Source organism: Clostridium thermobutyricum DSM 4928 (assembly GCF_002050515.1).
In the GTDB taxonomy this organism is placed as follows: domain Bacteria; phylum Bacillota; class Clostridia; order Clostridiales; family Clostridiaceae; genus Clostridium; species Clostridium thermobutyricum.
In genome coordinates, this window is record NZ_LTAY01000055.1 from 1 (window position 1) to 15929 (window position 15929).

The following is a 15929-nucleotide window of genomic DNA, read 5'->3' on the forward strand; positions in this document are numbered from 1 at the left end:
TAATAATATTATTAGGGTTACTCTTAGACTATAAATAAAATACCTTATTAAATTTTTATTTATCTGAAAATTCAAAAAACAAAATTTAAAAAGGGGCAGTTTATAAAATAATGTATTATTATCTTAAATATGATATATAGCCTCATTATCTTTAAAGTATCAATTATGAAAAAGCTAAATAAAAAATACTACGAATTAATAAGTGAATTAGAAAAGTCATTAAATGATTTTGAAGTTAAATAAGATAAAAACTTAACTAAAATTTTAACTGAATATAAAGATAAAATTTAAAAAGGTTCAGAATACAATTTAACTTGTGCTCAACTCACAAATTTTCTCTCTGAATATATAATAAAAAATAAGTTTAAAGTACCTAAGTCAATTTTAAGTTTAAATAATTATCTATCAATTGGTGGTAATAAATATAAAGGATTCATGTCAATATCAAATTGGTTTCTTTAAAATAAATATAAATGAAACGTTAGGTATCTATTATAAGCAATTCAAAAAATATAATACATTCCCTATATAATAGTATATCAAACTCAAATAGACACGGATTTGATGATATTAAAGAGGTTATATTAAAATCCTATATAAGGCTTGATTTATCTTATAATGATAATGTTCCTCTAATAAATAGATTAGTTAATTATATATATTTTATTTCTTATACAGAAAAACTTCATTTTCACAAGATGAAGAAGAAATGATAAGAAAATTAAGTGAAATCGGTAAGAGTGCGGGTTTAAATTGAACATATGGTTCTGATTATGGAGATAAATCTATTTTAACTTAAACAAAAAAAGCTAGAGAATTTATTTTCTCTAGCTTTTATTATTTTTAAAATGTATATCAATCTACGTTTTAACTAATTAATCTAAATCTTCTCCATTTGATGCAATAACTTTTTTATACCAATAGAATGAATCCTTCTTATATCTCTTATAAGTTCCATTACCTTCATCATCTAAATCAACATAAATAAAGCCATAGCGTTTACTCATTTCACCAGTAGATGCACTAATTAAATCAATACAACCCCATGGTGTATATGCTCTTAAATCAACTCCATCATCAATAGCTTCTTCCATTGCTTTAATGTGTTCTCTTAAATAATCTATACGATATGGGTCATGAATAGATCCATCTTCTTCCTTTTTATCTATAGCTCCCAAGCCATTTTCTACAATCATTAAAGGTTTTTGATAACGATCATAAATAACATTTAATAAATATCTTAATCCATCAGGATCTAAAGACCATCCCCAATCACTATATTTCAAATATTTATTCTTTGCACCAAGAACAATATTTCCAGCTCCATCCATTTCAACATCTTCATGAGTTGTCACACAACTTGTTGAATAGTAAGAAAAGCTAATAAAGTCTACTACACCTTCTTTTAATTCATCAAGATCTGACTGAGAGAATTCAAGTTCTACACCATTTCTTGCTCTTGTACTTTTTGCAAATGAAGGATAGTATCCTCTTACCATAACATCTCCACTATAGAAAAAGTAATCTTGCCATTTACGCTGACAAGCTAATACATCTTTTGGATCACATGTTAATGGATAATTGACAGTTGTAGCAAGCATACAACCAACTTGATAATTTGTATCAATTTGGTGAGCAAGTTTTACAACTCTAGCACTAGCAACCATCTGATGATGTAATTTTAAATAAGTTTCTTTCTTATCATCAGCAGTCATTCCTTTAAAGAAATCAAAATACATTAATAAACTATTTATTTCATTAAATGTTAACCAATATTTTACTAAGCCCTTATAACGCTTAAAAACTGTTTCTGCATAACGTTCAAAATAATCAATTAAATCATGGTTTGTCCACCCACCACAATCTTCTTCAAGATAAATAGGTGTATCATAATGACATAATGTTACTAAAGGTTCAATACCATACTTTTTACATTCCTTAAAAACGTTCTCATAAAATTTTAACCCTTGTTCATTTGGTTCTTTTTCAATACCATTTGGAAAAATTCTGCTCCATGACATTGACATACGATACATTTTAAATCCCATTTCAGCAAATAATGCAATATCTTCTTTATAATGATGATAAAAATCAATAGCTTTATGATTAGGATAATACTCATCTTCAAAAATAGCTCTTTTAGCCATTTTAGGGAAAGGCTGAAATCCAGAAATCTTTCCTTTATTCCCTTCTTTATCTATATATGTGATAAGACGTGGACTTTTTGCACTTCCAGCTAACAAAAAATCAGAACCTATTTTACCTTTACCATCTAAACCATATCCACCTTCACATTGGTTAGCAGCTGTAGCTCCTCCCCAATAAAATCCTTTTGGAAAACTCATAATATACCTCCTACTTACCTCTTTATTATCTTAAAACTTTTAAAATTGAATCACCATGGCCATGATGTTCATGATCTAATTCAACAACATCTAAATAATCAAAACTATTTGTAACCATCATTGGAATTTCACAATCATATCCTGCTTCTTCAATTTTATCTTTTTCAAATGTTACAAGTAATTGTCCAGCTTTTACTTTGTCTCCTTGAGAAATGTGGTTTTTAAAATATTTTCCTTCTAAAGAAACAGTATTTATACCAATATGGATTAAAATTTCACAACCATCTTCACTTACAATACCAATAGCATGTTTTGTAGGAAATAATGTTCTTACTATTCCATTACATGGAGAATATACTTTTCCATCATCCGGAATTAATAAACATCCTTTTCCTAATGCTCCACTTGCAAAAGCATCATCTTTAGAAGCAGATAAAGCTTGTACTTTCCCAGCAACTGGCATAAGAAATACTTCTTGTTTTGTTGATATTTGTTCTTCTTTTTTTAAAGAAGAAGAATTATTATTCTCTAAATAATCATAGTCAGAATCTTTATAAGAGAATAATCCCAATATTAATGATGCAATAAATGGAGCAATAGTCATAATAGAAATAGCTATAAAATTAGGTTTTACTGGATCAATAAATCCTAATAAACCGATTACACCCATACCAGCATATGAATACATTTTTAATCCACTTAATGCAACAATAATACCACCTACTGCTCCACCAATACAGTTAATTACAAACATCTTTTTACGAGGTAAAGTTACACCATATGTTGCTGGTTCAGTTACTCCAAATATTGAAGATATAAATGATGGTAAAGCAACTGATTTTAATTTTTCATCTTTTGTTCTTAAAAATACTGCTAAAACTGTACCACAAGTTGCAAAGCATGCTCCATAAGAGAATGCAAGCATCTGACTTGGATTACCTGCGATTAAATCCATAAATGCAAACACTGTTAAAACCCCATGTACTCCAAACATTACAAATACCTGCCATAAACCACCTAATAATACTCCTGCAAGTAATGGTGAGAAACTACAAATTGAAGTTAGAGCCATATTTAACCCTGTCCCAATTAAATTAGCAAAAGGCCCAATAATTACGAAAGTTAAAGGAAATGAAATTACCAAAGTTAATAATGGTGTCATAAATCCTTTAATAGTTTTAGGCATATATTTATCAATTAGCTTATATAATGGTGCAGCAAAAAGCAATCCAAATAAAATTGGCATAAATGATGAAGTATAACTTGCTTTAACAACATACCCAAAAATATTTAGTTCAACATTTTGAATAGTAGGATAACACATAGCTCCTGCTAAAATCATCCCAAAGAAAGGATCTATTTCAAATTTCTTAGCTAAATTATAACCTAACATTAAAGGTAGAAAATAAAAGAAACAATCTCCTGCTGCATTAAATAGCATATAAATACTTGATTCAGGGCTTAACCCAGCAAAAGCCAATAAAACAGTTAACCCTTTAATAATCCCACAAGCACAAAGTAAATTAAGTACTGGTCCCATACCACCCATAATTACATTTAATACTCTATTAATAAGACTCTTTTTTTGTTTTGCGTCTTTATTGACAGCAACTTGATTATCCAATCCTAATTGCTTACATACTTCATCAAAGACCTCTCCAACATGTTCTCCAATAACAACCATATATTGTCCTATTGATTTAACAACAGTTACAACACCATCCATATTCTTTAACACATCATCATTAGCCTTTGATTCATCAATCAATTTAAATCTTAACCTCGTTACACAATGTGTTAAGCTCTCTACATTCTCTTTTCCTCCAATATTTTCAATAATATTAGATGCTAGTTTTGTGTATTTACCCATTATTTTTCCTCCATTCTAAGTAATTAAAACTCATTTTGAAGGTTTAGCCAACTTAATGTTACCATCCATTTTTACAAAACTATTATATATCTATCTTTACAAAACAATGATTGTGCGCACTTTTATCACTTGTTTTGATTTTTATATATAACGCGTTCAATATGAATCGTTAAATAAAGTTTTTCTTCATTAGATAATTCATATTTATATTTGCGTAATATAAACTCAGTAATTCTTTCTACACATTTATATGAAGTCTGATACTTCATTTTCACAACTTCTAATAACCCATCATCACTTGAATCTTTAAAAGTTTTATTAAAAACAAGTCTTTGAGCAAAGAATTTTAAATGTGTAATGTAACGATAATAATAAACAGAATCTATATCAAATTCAACTGAAAAATAATACTTTACGATATTAGAAATCTCTTGCATTATTTTTGTTACTTCTAATGTCTGTTTGATATTACTTTCATCCATTTCAGCATTTACAATGTGTAAAGCAATAAATGCTGCTTCATCTTCAGGTAATTCAACCTGAAAACGTTGTTTAATAATATTTAAGGCTTTAAGAGCCAAACCAAATTCTAATTCATAGAATCGTTTAATATCCCATAACATTGAATTTGTGATAGTTATTCCTTCTAAGAATCTTTTAATAGCAGTATAAATATGATCACTTAAAGAGATATATATAGTATCATTAAGTTTTTTTCCAAGTTCTAACTTAAACATTTCTATAATTTCATCAACTGCTTGTAAATATTCTAAAGGTATTTCAAAAACAAGTTCTTGAAAACGTTTATTTTGTGTTTGATCTTGAAGAACAAAGACTTTATTAACTTCTTTTTCATCAATTTTTTCACCAGCTTTTTTCTTAAAAGCAATCCCTTTACCACAAACAACTTTTTCAATTCCTTTTTTATCTTTAATAATAACAACGTTATTATTTAAAATACGATCAATAACCACTTCAACACCCTCTCTTACCAAAAAAAAAATCCTATTTGCACACTTATAAAAGCAAAAAAAAACTTTCAAAAATCTGCAAATAGGTCTAGCTTGAGTTAACAATTACCATCCTAAATTCTAGTTAAATTATATCATATAATATACCTTTGTCAACAAATATTTCAAATTTATACATTTTTCTACTTTTCAAAAACTATCTTAAATACTTGCTATTTAAGATACCTTAAATAGTATGTCCTATAAAATATATTACAAAGAAAATTTTTAATAATTTTAACCTCTAAATTATTATATTTTTTAATAAAAGAAATTAGAATATTAAATTTTTTAAACTCTATGTAATTTAAGATATTTTAGCAAAATAAAAACCATTATTTCATATATAGTTATAAATTTACTATTTGATTTTATTTTATAAAATGCCCTATATATCATAATTTTCTTCTATCTGCTGCTAATATAAAGTGATTCTATTTGTCCATCACTATAAACATTAAATACTGAAATTCCATAAATATTTTTATTGTTATTATCTATAGATGTATGTTTATTTCTAATTGATAAAAAATTTTTTTCATAACCATCCCCTTTTACGTGTTTTAACAAATAATCAGCATCATTTGGAAATATATGTTATTATATTGATATATTGTTAATTGCTTTTGTTATAGATTTAAAAGGAGTCTCTTATATGAAAAATTTTTTTAAAAATACATTTGTTTTAAATATTTTACTTTTAATTTTAGGTATTACTTGGTGGATTATTTATATTTATGATTTAAATATGTCTACATATGGTTTATATCCAATATTTTCTTATAATGTTCATGAAATTTTGTCTATAACTCCATTACTATTTATCAGTATTACATTCATATGGACATTGTATTTGATTAGAAAAAGTTTTGTAGAAAAGACTATTAAATCTAATAAACTTTTTTGTATGATTTTTATTATTTTATTTATTCTTCAAATAAATTTTATAATAAATCTAAATAATACTTTAACTACAACACTTTGTACAAGTATTGATGAAATTAATGTAGATACTATGCAGGTTATTATCCATACTAATGAAGATACTTTAACTCTAAATTGTCCTGTAATGGTATTAGACTTATTAAAAACTGATGGTACTAAGTATAACATTATGTATAAAAGTACTAACCATCAACCAAATTATGGAGTATTATGTAGTATTCAGTATATAAATTAATATTGAGTATTAACAAATTTAAATAATAAAAAACAAAGAAAGTCAGATAAAATACTGACTTTCTTTTATATTTATTAACTTTAATTTACGCTCTTAATATTTCATAGCAAAATTATTTTTCCTTTATAAATTCCAATATAATTCATTTAAATTGAAATTCCAAAAATTATTATATCCACTTTATCGATAATTCAGGAATAGCTCTGCTTTCTCTATTTACAATTTTTGTTGGGAAGCCAATCGCACAAGCATCAAATCCAAATTCTCCTGTAGGCACTCCTAAAATATCACAAAAATCTTTATTATCACCTAATCTTCCTATTACACTAACAAGTTCAAAACCTAATCCTAAAGCAGTTGCTTTAAGCCACATATTCTGCATTACATGAGATAAAGCCTTTTGCTCTATAGGTGGTGTTCCACGGCGTTCACCTACAATAATAAGATAAGGTGAAGTTCCTATACCAAGTATTCCTTTTTCAACTTGCATCTTTAAAGAAGTAATAAAAGATTTTAGAGAAATATTCTTCTCTACTTCTTTCTCACAGATTGATATTTGAGTTTTTATAACATCATTAATAATAGTCTTTATTTTGTCCATTTGTAAACTGTTATTTGAAATAACAAAGAAACGTCTAAAATCTGTTTGTTTTGCTACTGCAAGTATTGCATAAGGTGCAAGTCTTCCAGCTTCAATTACCTCTTCAACACTTTCTTTTGAAGGCACCTCTTTTGTAAAACCTCTTACTGATCTTCTAGTTCTTAATAAAGTGTCTAAAACTTCATTAACATTGTTTTTATTTAAATTATTCACTTCTATCATCCCTTATCAATTTCTCTAAAAAACTATTAACTTTATTATTAAAAACAAAATTTTTAGATTTTATTTTAAGTACTTTATAAAATTATTTTTAAACAAATTTGCCTTTAATCACTTATTCTCCACAAAATTTAAAGCTTTATTTTTATGAACACATTGTTGATTAATAACTTATATAAATATTATAATATTTATATTGCTCTATGCAATAAACAATAATATTCATATTGTCAACTAATAAACATTTATAAAAAAATTGTTGATTAAAGTTTTAAAAATTTATATAGAGTTGGTGATAATTTATGGAAAAAGTATCTATTGACAGAAGAACAATACGTACTAAAAAGATGATTAGGTCTGCTTTAGCAGAATTAATAAATGAGAAGGGATTTAACAATATGTCAGTTACTGATTTAACTCAAATGGCTGATATAAATAGAGGGACTTTCTATCTTCACTATATTGATAAATATGATTTATTAGAGAAGGTTGAAAATGAAATTATACAGGAAATTGAAGATAAAACTAATCATATTAATTCAATAAATATACTAAACATAGATACCTTAAATGAGCCCCTTCCTTTTATGGTAAAACTTTTTGAATATTTTAAAGAAAATTCAGTAATTATTAAATCTATTTTAGGCCCTAAAGGTGACCCTACGTTTGAAAGTAAAATAAAAAAATTTATTAAAACTAATTTGTTTGATAAACAAAAATCTAAAAATTTTAGCATAAATGATGCACTAGTTTCAGAAGAATACTTCATACAATACATACTTTCAGCAGACTTAGGTGTAATTAAACATTGGCTTGAAGAAAACATGAAAGAATCCCCTGATGAAATAGCATTAATACTTGTTAGAATGTCGTTACTCGGTCCATTAAAATCTATGGGCATACATAAAAACTTATAGAATATTTAATAAATTAACTTTTAAGTTTTGATTCTAAAAATAAAAAAATTAAACTAGCAAATTTGCTAGTTTAATTATATATAGTTTTTTGATTTATGTTATATCTTGTGGTAAAAATACTGTTATTCTTGTTCCTATTTCTTTTCTACTTAGAACTCCAAAATAACCTTTATGATTATCAATAATCCATTTAGCTATAGAAAGTCCTAGTCCTGTTCCTCCATCTTTTCTAACTCTTGCTGTATCTGCTCTAAAGAAACGTTCAAATATATGAGGAACATCATTTGTATCCATTCCTATTCCATTATCTTGTATAGAAAAATAGGGTTCTCCTTTATTATTTTTACCTACCTTAAGAATTATTTCTTCTCCATCATCTGTATATTTCGCTGCATTTTCAACTAATATTCTAGCTGTTTGTTTAAGCAAACCAATATCTCCATTAATGTCTATGTTTTCTGAATTAATATAAGTATATATATGATTTTTATCTATCATTTTAGATTCTTCTAAAACTTCATTTATCATATCATTAAGAGAAAATTTTGTAATGGTAAGCTGAGTTTTTCCATTTATTCCTCTGGCTAAAAATAATAATTGCTCAACTAGATTTTTCATATTTTCTGATTCGCTTTTTATTGCTGTAATAGATTCTTCTAATATACTTTCATCATTTTTTCCCCAACGATCTAACATATTTGCATAACCTTGAATTACTGAAATAGGAGTTCTAAGTTCATGTGAAGCATCTGAAACAAATCTTGCTTGCTGTCTATAAGCATCTCTCATTCTATCTAAAAGATTATTAATTGCATCTTCTAAACCTTTAAGCTCACTATCTCCAACATATATTCTTTCATTAGATGTTACAGTATTAATTTTAGAAATAGCTTCTTCAAGACTTTGAAATTTTTCTTCATTAAAATCTATTTCACTAAGTTTATTCGCCCTTTCTACTATTTCATTAAGTGGTTTTAAAACTTTTCTAGTCTTTGATGTTCCAAATAATATTTGTTTTAATAAAAATACTATTTCAATTATGCTTACTGCTATAATTGTTGTTTTAAGATTATATAAAAATGTACTTGCATCTTTAACCATAGTCCTTCCATTTTCCCAAACAACTGTATAATGAGCTGTTTGTATTGGATAAAAATCAAAAGACCTTTTTGCATTTGCTACTAGACTTCCATAAAAGTCTTTTTCACTTTGAATACACCAAACTACTGTTAAAATTGCTATTAAGCATATATTTAAAAATATAAATTTAAAAAATAAATTCCTAACATACATAGAATTAAGCTTTATTGCAATAGATGTAACATTTTTTGTTTTTTTATTTTTCTTCATCTTTAATTACATACCCTACACCACGAACTGTAGTTATTATTTTAATCCCAAAAATATTATCAATTTTAGTTCTTAAATATCTTACATAAACATCTATTACATTTGTTTCACCTACATAATTATAGCCACATACTTTTTCCATAAGCATATCTCTAGTTAATACTATATTTTTATTTTCTAATAATATTTGAAGCAAAACAAATTCTCTATTAGTTAATTCAATTTCTGTATTATCATACATTACTTTATGTCTTAATTTATCTAAAGATAATAAGCCACACTTTAATATATCTGTTTCTTTTTTAGGCGTAATTACTCTCTTTTTAAGAGCTGTTCTTATTCTTGCAAGTAATTCTTCTATTGCAAAAGGTTTTGTTATATAATCATCTGCTCCTGCATCAAGCCCTGATACTTTATCCATAACAGCATCTCTTGCAGTAAGCATTATTACAGGAATATCAGAAGATTTTCTAAGTCTTCTTAATACTTCAAGCCCATTAAGTTCTGGAAGCATTACATCAAGAATAACTAAATCCGCTTCTTCTTTTTCTGCAATTTCAAGTCCAATTCTTCCATTATTAGCTTTCATTATTTCATAGCCTTCATGCATTAATTCTAACTCTAGAAATCTAGCTATTTTTTCTTCATCTTCAACAATTAAAATCTTAATCATTCTTAAGCTCCTTTTTAAATTTTTCTTTTATCAATTTAACATTTTTAGTTATTTCATAAAAAATTTTATTAATTTTATTTAATTTATTCTTACTAATACTTTTAGAAGATATTGAAAACTCAAAATCAAAGAAAAAACCAACAACTACTAAAGGAATTATTATCCAAAATATAAAAAATAAAAGTACAACTAACACTGTAATAGGAATCTTTAATAAAATTCTGTTATCTCTCTTTATTTCAAAAAATATATTATTACAGGTATCTATAAATTTACATACAGCTTCAAATATCCCTACAAAGTCATTTCTTCCTTTAGAGTAATTCTCCTTCTCTTCTTCATAAAAATCATTAGATTCTTCTCTATTTATATTTTCATTAGTATAAAACACACTAATAGGTGGCTTATTAACAAACCCTTTTTCTTCTAAATGCAACATAGCATCTAGTATGTCCCAATTATTGTTTTCCAAAGCACTTCGAGCTGTTTCATAGCTTACATTTGCTTTATCTTTTAACTTGTCTATTAATTTAATATTCTCCACAAATATTCCTCCATACCTATAACGCTATAACTTTGATTCTTTCCTTAATTATTAAATTATAACATCTACTTAAAAATTTCTAAATAAATAAATAAATAAAGAGGTCTTAAACGCTTAAAGACCTCTTTTAATCTATATTTTATCCTTCATAACCTTGTTTAAAATCTTTTTTAACAGAGTCAGCTGATTTTGCTACTTCATCAAAAACACTATTTACTCCATCATAATTAATTTTAGGTCCTGAAAGTGAATATTTATATCCGCAGAATAATCCTATTACTAATAAAACTACACTTGGTATAGTTAAGAATACTAATAATAACACTGATATTGTTAGAGATATCCTAATTGGCTTTTCATCATGTTTTCTAACTTCAAAGTGATTTTCATTTCCCTTTTTAAGAACTTTACCTAGAAACTTAAATACTCTACCAACAATTTCTCCTATGCCTCCAAATTTTTCTTCTTCCTTTTTCTTTTCTTCATTCTTCTCCTTATTATCATCTAACTTAACTATAGTAGTGGTATCATTATTCTCTACTTTTCCTTTTCTCTCTAAACTAATAATTGCATCTAAAACATCCCAATTACATTCTTCTAATACTTTTTCTGCTTCTTCATAACTTATATTTACTTTTTTCATTAATGCTTCAATTTTTTCTTTATTATCCATTATTATATTACCTCCATAAATGCTTTTTTTCATTCATCATGGTTATATAATACTTTTTCAAAATTAATCTAAAATATAAGAAAGATTAAAATTAGATTAAAAAAGTTATGTGTTTGATATAAAATTAAAACCTATAAAATCCAAATAAATTGATTTTATAGGTTTTATTACTACTACTCTTTAAATAACTTTTTAGGGATTATTTATTCTTATAAATCTAATCTCTTTTAGGGATAACTGGTACTAATAAATGAGAGTCATATTTTCCACCTAAGTAGAATTTATGAGTTCCTTTATTTACAGTGTCTTCATACTTGTAACGTTGTACACGATAAATTGATGAGTCTTCAGTAATTATTTCACTACCTTTAACAACAACCTCTAAAGATTCTCCTAACTTAAATAATGTACCTGAAGGCCATAATTCTATTTCTACTGGAACTATCTCATCTTTTGATAATTTTAATAGGTTTTTGTGCTTTAACCATGGTTGTGCTGGAGTAGATTTTTCCTCATCTAATTCACGATGTGAAACTCTTAGCCATCCACTAGTTACTTGACCATTCTCAATATGATTAAAGTCTGGTAAATACACTTCATTACCACGTTTATCATATTTTTTTATTCCTACAAATAGATCCATATCATCAGCCCCCTCTGCACTAACCCAAAGTTTAAGTTTCATATTACCAGTAATCTCTGTATCTTCATTAAATTGTATTTTAAATCTTACTTCATTAGTTTCTGTATTGCTTGAATCTGCATTGTATGACACAACAGATTCTTCTTTAACTGGTGATAGTTGAAGTGTCATATCTCTACCATTTAAATAAAGCTCTGTATATTTAGTACCTTCTATTGGCCATCCATTTGCTATTTTATCTTGACCTTGGAAGAACTTATCTCTTAATTCATAACGAACTCTTGGATTTTCTCTCCAATCATTTTCTATACCTTTTAGAAAATAATCAAAGAATGCTTTTTGAAGTTCTAGTGATTCTCTTCTATAGTACATTTCCCACTCTTTACGACCATGAATCAATAGCCACTTATCTTCAGTTGATGCTTGTTTAAATCCTTCAAAAGTTCCTCTACTGTGTAGCCCTATAGTAGACCAACTAGCACAAACAAGCATTGGAGTTTTTATCTTAGTTAAATCAGGTTTATTTTTCTCCCAATATTCATCAAATAGTGGATGATCTTTTTGAATTTTCATCATATCATCTACTTTTGTATCTGGCCATCTTTCTACAACACTATCAGCCCAGGACTTATAAAATCCTGTGTTTGGTATTCCACCGTGGAATGCAATCTCACGATAAACATCATTTAACCCTTCCCATGGAATCATTGCTTTTAAGTGAGGTGGATTTAATGATGCCATCATCCATTGAGTAACAGCAAGATATGATACTCCATTTGTCCCTACATTTCCATTACTCCACTCTTGAACTCCTGCCCATTCTACAACTTCATAATAATCTTTTGCCTCTGACATTGTCCATGGATGAAGATCTCCCTCAGAAGTTGTACTACCTCTTACAGCTACTTTAACTAATACATAATCATTTGGAACCCAAAATCCTGGATCTGGAGATTCCAATGTAGTAAAATCTGAATGTTCAAAAGCTCCTAAAGTAGGCCAAGTATGACGTATTGCCTTCAAATGTGAAAATGAATCTTCTCCATAAGCATCAGCAGACATCACAACTGGAAATTTTCCTGGCTTATTTGGTCTAAATACATTTACATAAAGTGTAACTCCATCACTCATTTTAACAGGTACATCTTTTTCCATAATCATTTCTTGATATCCATAATATATTGTGTTTACAACTATGTTATTAATTCCTTGCTTTGGTTCGTCAAATTTTGTTGGTGTTAAAGTTGGATTTCCTAAAAATTTATTCATATCTTTTGTTCTCCTTTTAATTTTCCGTATTATTTAATATTTTTTAAGTTAAAAATTATATTTCTTTAAAGAAATTTTTATTGTTTTGCTTGTCATTAATTGAAATATACTCTCATTAACACTCAAAAACAACCATCAAATATTTAATAAAGTGTTTGATAAACAACAAAATCAAGTAAAATGTTGCTTATGTATATAAATTACAAAATATTATATAAGTTTATTCATATACTATGTCAGATTATTTATTTCAGATATAATATATACGTAAATATAATAATTTATGAGGTGCTTTATGGAACTTAAAAATGATTTAAGAGTAATTAAGACAATTAATAATATAAAAAGTTCATTTATTCAACTATTAAATGAAAAAGACTTCAACTCTATAACTGTTAAAGATATATTGGATAGGACTTTGATTAATCGTTCAACTTTTTATAAGTATTACACTGATAAATATAATTTGGCAGAAATAATATCTCAGGATTTTTTAGATAAATTTAAATCCTTAGTTGATCCTATATTCATAAATAGAACAGAGCTTAAAGACATATTAAATCTTAAAGATGAATTACTTGAAGAACTTTATGCTCAAAAGATGACTATTTTAGGATTATGGAAAATTAGAACAGAAAAAATTCATGTATATGATGATATGCAAGAAATTATAAAATATAGTTATATCAATCTTATAGAAGATGACAATAAGAAAAATCGTGATATTGAATATGAATCATATATTTGTGCTGCAATTATATTAGCAACACTTAAATTTATTTTGGAAAGTAATAAAGTTTATACAGTTCAAGAAGTAACACAAAGACTACAAAACTTCCACAATACTTTTTTTAGTAATAATAGTTTATAGCTATTGATTAAATTTAGATTTATTATACTAAAATTATTCAAAATAGAAATATTGATCAATAAATATTTTTTATAATTCTTAGTTATCTCATTTTTAAAATATATTATAAAAAATTTTATAAAAAAAATCGGCATTAAAACCGATTTTTTTAATAATATCCATATTCACATAATAAATCATAGCAGCTATTTACTTCATCATCAGTAAATAGTTCTGCATATTTAGGTTTAACTATAACTGCTTCCATTGTTAAATCAATACGTTTAGCTTTAACAAGCTTATCAAAGCAATCTGAAGTTCTTCCTTTTCTTAATATTTCTTGAATAGTTCTAACTACTCCAAACTTTTCTATATTTAAAAGAAAACGAGTCATTTTACACTCATATTCTTTTTCTGCTATATTGCAATTTTTTATAATCTCTTCTTGTAATTTCTTTTCTAATGCTCCCATTATTTCACCTTCTTAATTTTATATAAATTTAATTTCTATATTAATTATTGCTTTTTCTTTATTAACTATATCAAATTTTTATTTAAATGTAATATTAATCTTAGCAATTTCATTTCTTGAACCTATTCTAATAGGAGGTCCCCATGTTCCTAAACCTGAAGTTACTATAGTTTGTAATCCTGATTCAAACTTTAAGTATCCATAATGATTCTTATAGTACATTTTTGTTGCTAGGTTAAAAGGGAATATTTGTCCTTTATGAGTATGTCCAGATAAAACTAAATCTGCTTTTCCATTATACTCATCAAATACTGGTTCATGTTCTAATACTATTATAGGTAATTTATATTCTCCAGCTTCATTCCATTCTTTTTTTCTAGCTTCACCTTGGAAACCTATTGGACGCATATCTTTTCTTCCTGCAATAGCTAATTTATCTTCTATTTTAACTAAGTTATCTTCAAGTAAATTAATATTTGTACTTTCAACAAAGCTTTTCATCTCTTTAAAAGTTTCTCCTGCATCATGATTTCCAAAGTTTAAAAATGTTCCATATTTACTTTTAATGCTATTAAATAGTATTCTTGTTTCTTCATTATTTTGTACAGCCTTAAAGTTTCCATCAAATACATCTCCAGCAATAACTACTGCATCTGGATTTAAGCTATTTATTTTATCTATATTCTTTTTGAATTTCTTGTTATCATTAAAATAGCCTAAGTGTAAATCACTAATTAAAACAAGATTAAGATTATTTAAGCTACTTTTTTTATCTATCTTTATGTTGTAATTAGTAATTTTTATTTTACTTGCATTATATCTTCCATATAAAAATACAGCAAAAATTATAATTAACTGAACTAAACTAAAATAACTTTCATTTATTTTTCCTAAAAATATAATTTCTCCAAATAAATTTGTAATCAAAATTAAAAAGAACGATATTATAGAAAAACCAAATGAATAAGTTCCTATTTTTCCTACTAAAGCTCCCACATTTTTATTTATTAATCCCATTGTTAAAAGAGCTAGTACTGTCCCTATAGCAAATACTAAAAATACAATATATTTTATATCTATACTAAAAGCATTTATCAAATCATTATTAATTGTATTTGCCACATAAAAGTTCATTAATGAATATAATATAATTACTATAATGATTCCAATGTTACGTGCTACTTTCATCTTTACACAAAACCTTTCTTTAATTTTATTTTTTCTTCTATGATAAATTATACATCTTTTCTTTTGTTTGTGGTTAATTTTAATAACTTAGATATTATGCTTATTATATAGAGATGTATTATTAC

Annotated in this window: 16 protein-coding genes; 4 read left to right on the plus strand and 12 right to left on the minus strand. The window is 26.1% G+C overall.

What is annotated here, in order from left to right:
- Positions 1-536 precede the first annotated feature (536 nt).
- Positions 537-713 (plus strand): bacteriocin immunity protein, encoded by a 177-nt coding sequence (locus CLTHE_RS10535; RefSeq protein ID WP_242945637.1) that lies wholly within the window; start codon positions 537-539, stop codon positions 711-713.
- Between the two features lie 162 nt (positions 714-875).
- Here CLTHE_RS10535 and CLTHE_RS10540 read toward each other — a convergent pair whose 3' ends face one another.
- The 4 genes from CLTHE_RS10540 to CLTHE_RS16745 form a co-directional block, all read right to left on the minus strand.
- On the minus strand, positions 876-2345 hold the full coding sequence (locus CLTHE_RS10540; protein ID WP_080023368.1) for a glycoside hydrolase family 1 protein: 1470 nt from the start codon (positions 2343-2345) through the stop codon (positions 876-878).
- 25 nt (positions 2346-2370) lie between these two features.
- A complete protein-coding gene (locus CLTHE_RS10545) occupies positions 2371-4215 on the minus strand; it encodes a beta-glucoside-specific PTS transporter subunit IIABC (RefSeq protein ID WP_080023369.1) in 1845 nt (614 codons plus the stop codon).
- 125 nt (positions 4216-4340) lie between these two features.
- Positions 4341-5189 carry a BglG family transcription antiterminator LicT gene (licT, locus tag CLTHE_RS10550; RefSeq protein WP_080023370.1) on the minus strand — a complete coding sequence of 283 codons (849 nt, stop codon included), beginning with the start codon at positions 5187-5189 and terminating at the stop codon, positions 4341-4343.
- A gap of 444 nt (positions 5190-5633) precedes the next feature.
- Positions 5634-5795, minus strand: coding sequence for a hypothetical protein (locus tag CLTHE_RS16745; protein ID WP_158082717.1), 162 nt, complete (start codon positions 5793-5795; stop codon positions 5634-5636).
- Between the two features lie 85 nt (positions 5796-5880).
- Here CLTHE_RS16745 and CLTHE_RS10555 point away from each other — a divergent pair, with 85 nt between their 5' ends.
- A complete protein-coding gene (locus CLTHE_RS10555) occupies positions 5881-6405 on the plus strand; it encodes a hypothetical protein (RefSeq protein WP_080023371.1) in 525 nt (174 codons plus the stop codon).
- A 169-nt stretch (positions 6406-6574) separates the two neighbouring features.
- Here CLTHE_RS10555 and CLTHE_RS10560 read toward each other — a convergent pair whose 3' ends face one another.
- Positions 6575-7219, minus strand: a complete 645-nt coding sequence (locus CLTHE_RS10560; protein WP_080023372.1) for a nitroreductase family protein — start codon at positions 7217-7219, stop codon at positions 6575-6577.
- A gap of 308 nt (positions 7220-7527) precedes the next feature.
- Between CLTHE_RS10560 and CLTHE_RS10565 the strand changes: the two genes are divergently transcribed.
- Positions 7528-8142, plus strand: a complete 615-nt coding sequence (locus CLTHE_RS10565; RefSeq protein WP_080023373.1) for a TetR/AcrR family transcriptional regulator — start codon at positions 7528-7530, stop codon at positions 8140-8142.
- 93 nt (positions 8143-8235) lie between these two features.
- Here CLTHE_RS10565 and CLTHE_RS10570 read toward each other — a convergent pair whose 3' ends face one another.
- The 5 genes from CLTHE_RS10570 to CLTHE_RS10590 all read right to left on the minus strand — a co-directional run bounded on the left by CLTHE_RS10570 (position 8236) and on the right by CLTHE_RS10590 (position 13294).
- Positions 8236-9492 carry a sensor histidine kinase gene (locus CLTHE_RS10570; protein WP_080023374.1) on the minus strand — a complete coding sequence of 419 codons (1257 nt, stop codon included), beginning with the start codon at positions 9490-9492 and terminating at the stop codon, positions 8236-8238.
- The gene (locus CLTHE_RS10575) at positions 9479-10165 is read right to left on the minus strand and encodes a response regulator transcription factor (RefSeq protein ID WP_080023375.1); all 687 of its coding nucleotides are present in this window, start codon (positions 10163-10165) and stop codon (positions 9479-9481) included. Before CLTHE_RS10575 ends, CLTHE_RS10570 begins: the two co-directional genes overlap by 14 nt.
- A complete protein-coding gene (locus CLTHE_RS10580) occupies positions 10158-10709 on the minus strand; it encodes a UBA domain-containing protein (protein ID WP_080023376.1) in 552 nt (183 codons plus the stop codon). Before CLTHE_RS10580 ends, CLTHE_RS10575 begins: the two co-directional genes overlap by 8 nt.
- A gap of 139 nt (positions 10710-10848) precedes the next feature.
- Positions 10849-11382: a DUF4342 domain-containing protein gene (locus CLTHE_RS10585; protein ID WP_080023377.1), complete on the minus strand. Its 534-nt coding sequence runs from the start codon at positions 11380-11382 to the stop codon at positions 10849-10851.
- A 217-nt stretch (positions 11383-11599) separates the two neighbouring features.
- Complete coding sequence (locus CLTHE_RS10590; RefSeq protein WP_080023378.1) at positions 11600-13294, minus strand: CocE/NonD family hydrolase; 1695 nt, start codon at positions 13292-13294, stop codon at positions 11600-11602.
- 295 nt (positions 13295-13589) lie between these two features.
- On the opposite strand from CLTHE_RS10590, the gene CLTHE_RS10595 reads away from it, so the two are divergent.
- Positions 13590-14165, plus strand: a complete 576-nt coding sequence (locus CLTHE_RS10595) for a TetR family transcriptional regulator (RefSeq protein WP_158082718.1) — start codon at positions 13590-13592, stop codon at positions 14163-14165.
- A 148-nt stretch (positions 14166-14313) separates the two neighbouring features.
- Here the strand turns inward: CLTHE_RS10595 and CLTHE_RS10600 are convergent, their stop codons facing one another.
- Both CLTHE_RS10600 and CLTHE_RS10605 read right to left on the minus strand, forming a co-directional pair.
- The gene (locus tag CLTHE_RS10600) at positions 14314-14616 is read right to left on the minus strand and encodes a hypothetical protein (RefSeq protein ID WP_080023380.1); all 303 of its coding nucleotides are present in this window, start codon (positions 14614-14616) and stop codon (positions 14314-14316) included.
- Between the two features lie 78 nt (positions 14617-14694).
- Positions 14695-15804 (minus strand): metallophosphoesterase, encoded by a 1110-nt coding sequence (locus CLTHE_RS10605; protein WP_080023381.1) that lies wholly within the window; start codon positions 15802-15804, stop codon positions 14695-14697.
- Positions 15805-15929 lie beyond the last annotated feature (125 nt).

Coding starts and splice junctions, on each gene's coding strand:
- CLTHE_RS10540 (WP_080023368.1), bottom strand. CDS start 2,345: ATGAGTTTTCCAAAAGGATTTTATTGGGGAGGAGCTACAGCTGCTAAC.
- CLTHE_RS10545 (WP_080023369.1), bottom strand. CDS start 4,215: ATGGGTAAATACACAAAACTAGCATCTAATATTATTGAAAATATTGGA.
- CLTHE_RS10555 (WP_080023371.1), top strand. CDS start 5,881: ATGAAAAATTTTTTTAAAAATACATTTGTTTTAAATATTTTACTTTTA.
- CLTHE_RS10565 (WP_080023373.1), top strand. CDS start 7,528: ATGGAAAAAGTATCTATTGACAGAAGAACAATACGTACTAAAAAGATG.
- CLTHE_RS10570 (WP_080023374.1), bottom strand. CDS start 9,492: ATGAAGAAAAATAAAAAAACAAAAAATGTTACATCTATTGCAATAAAG.
- CLTHE_RS10575 (WP_080023375.1), bottom strand. CDS start 10,165: ATGATTAAGATTTTAATTGTTGAAGATGAAGAAAAAATAGCTAGATTT.
- CLTHE_RS10585 (WP_080023377.1), bottom strand. CDS start 11,382: ATGGATAATAAAGAAAAAATTGAAGCATTAATGAAAAAAGTAAATATA.
- CLTHE_RS10590 (WP_080023378.1), bottom strand. CDS start 13,294: ATGAATAAATTTTTAGGAAATCCAACTTTAACACCAACAAAATTTGAC.
- CLTHE_RS10595 (WP_158082718.1), top strand. CDS start 13,590: ATGGAACTTAAAAATGATTTAAGAGTAATTAAGACAATTAATAATATA.
- CLTHE_RS10600 (WP_080023380.1), bottom strand. CDS start 14,616: ATGGGAGCATTAGAAAAGAAATTACAAGAAGAGATTATAAAAAATTGC.
- CLTHE_RS10605 (WP_080023381.1), bottom strand. CDS start 15,804: ATGAAAGTAGCACGTAACATTGGAATCATTATAGTAATTATATTATAT.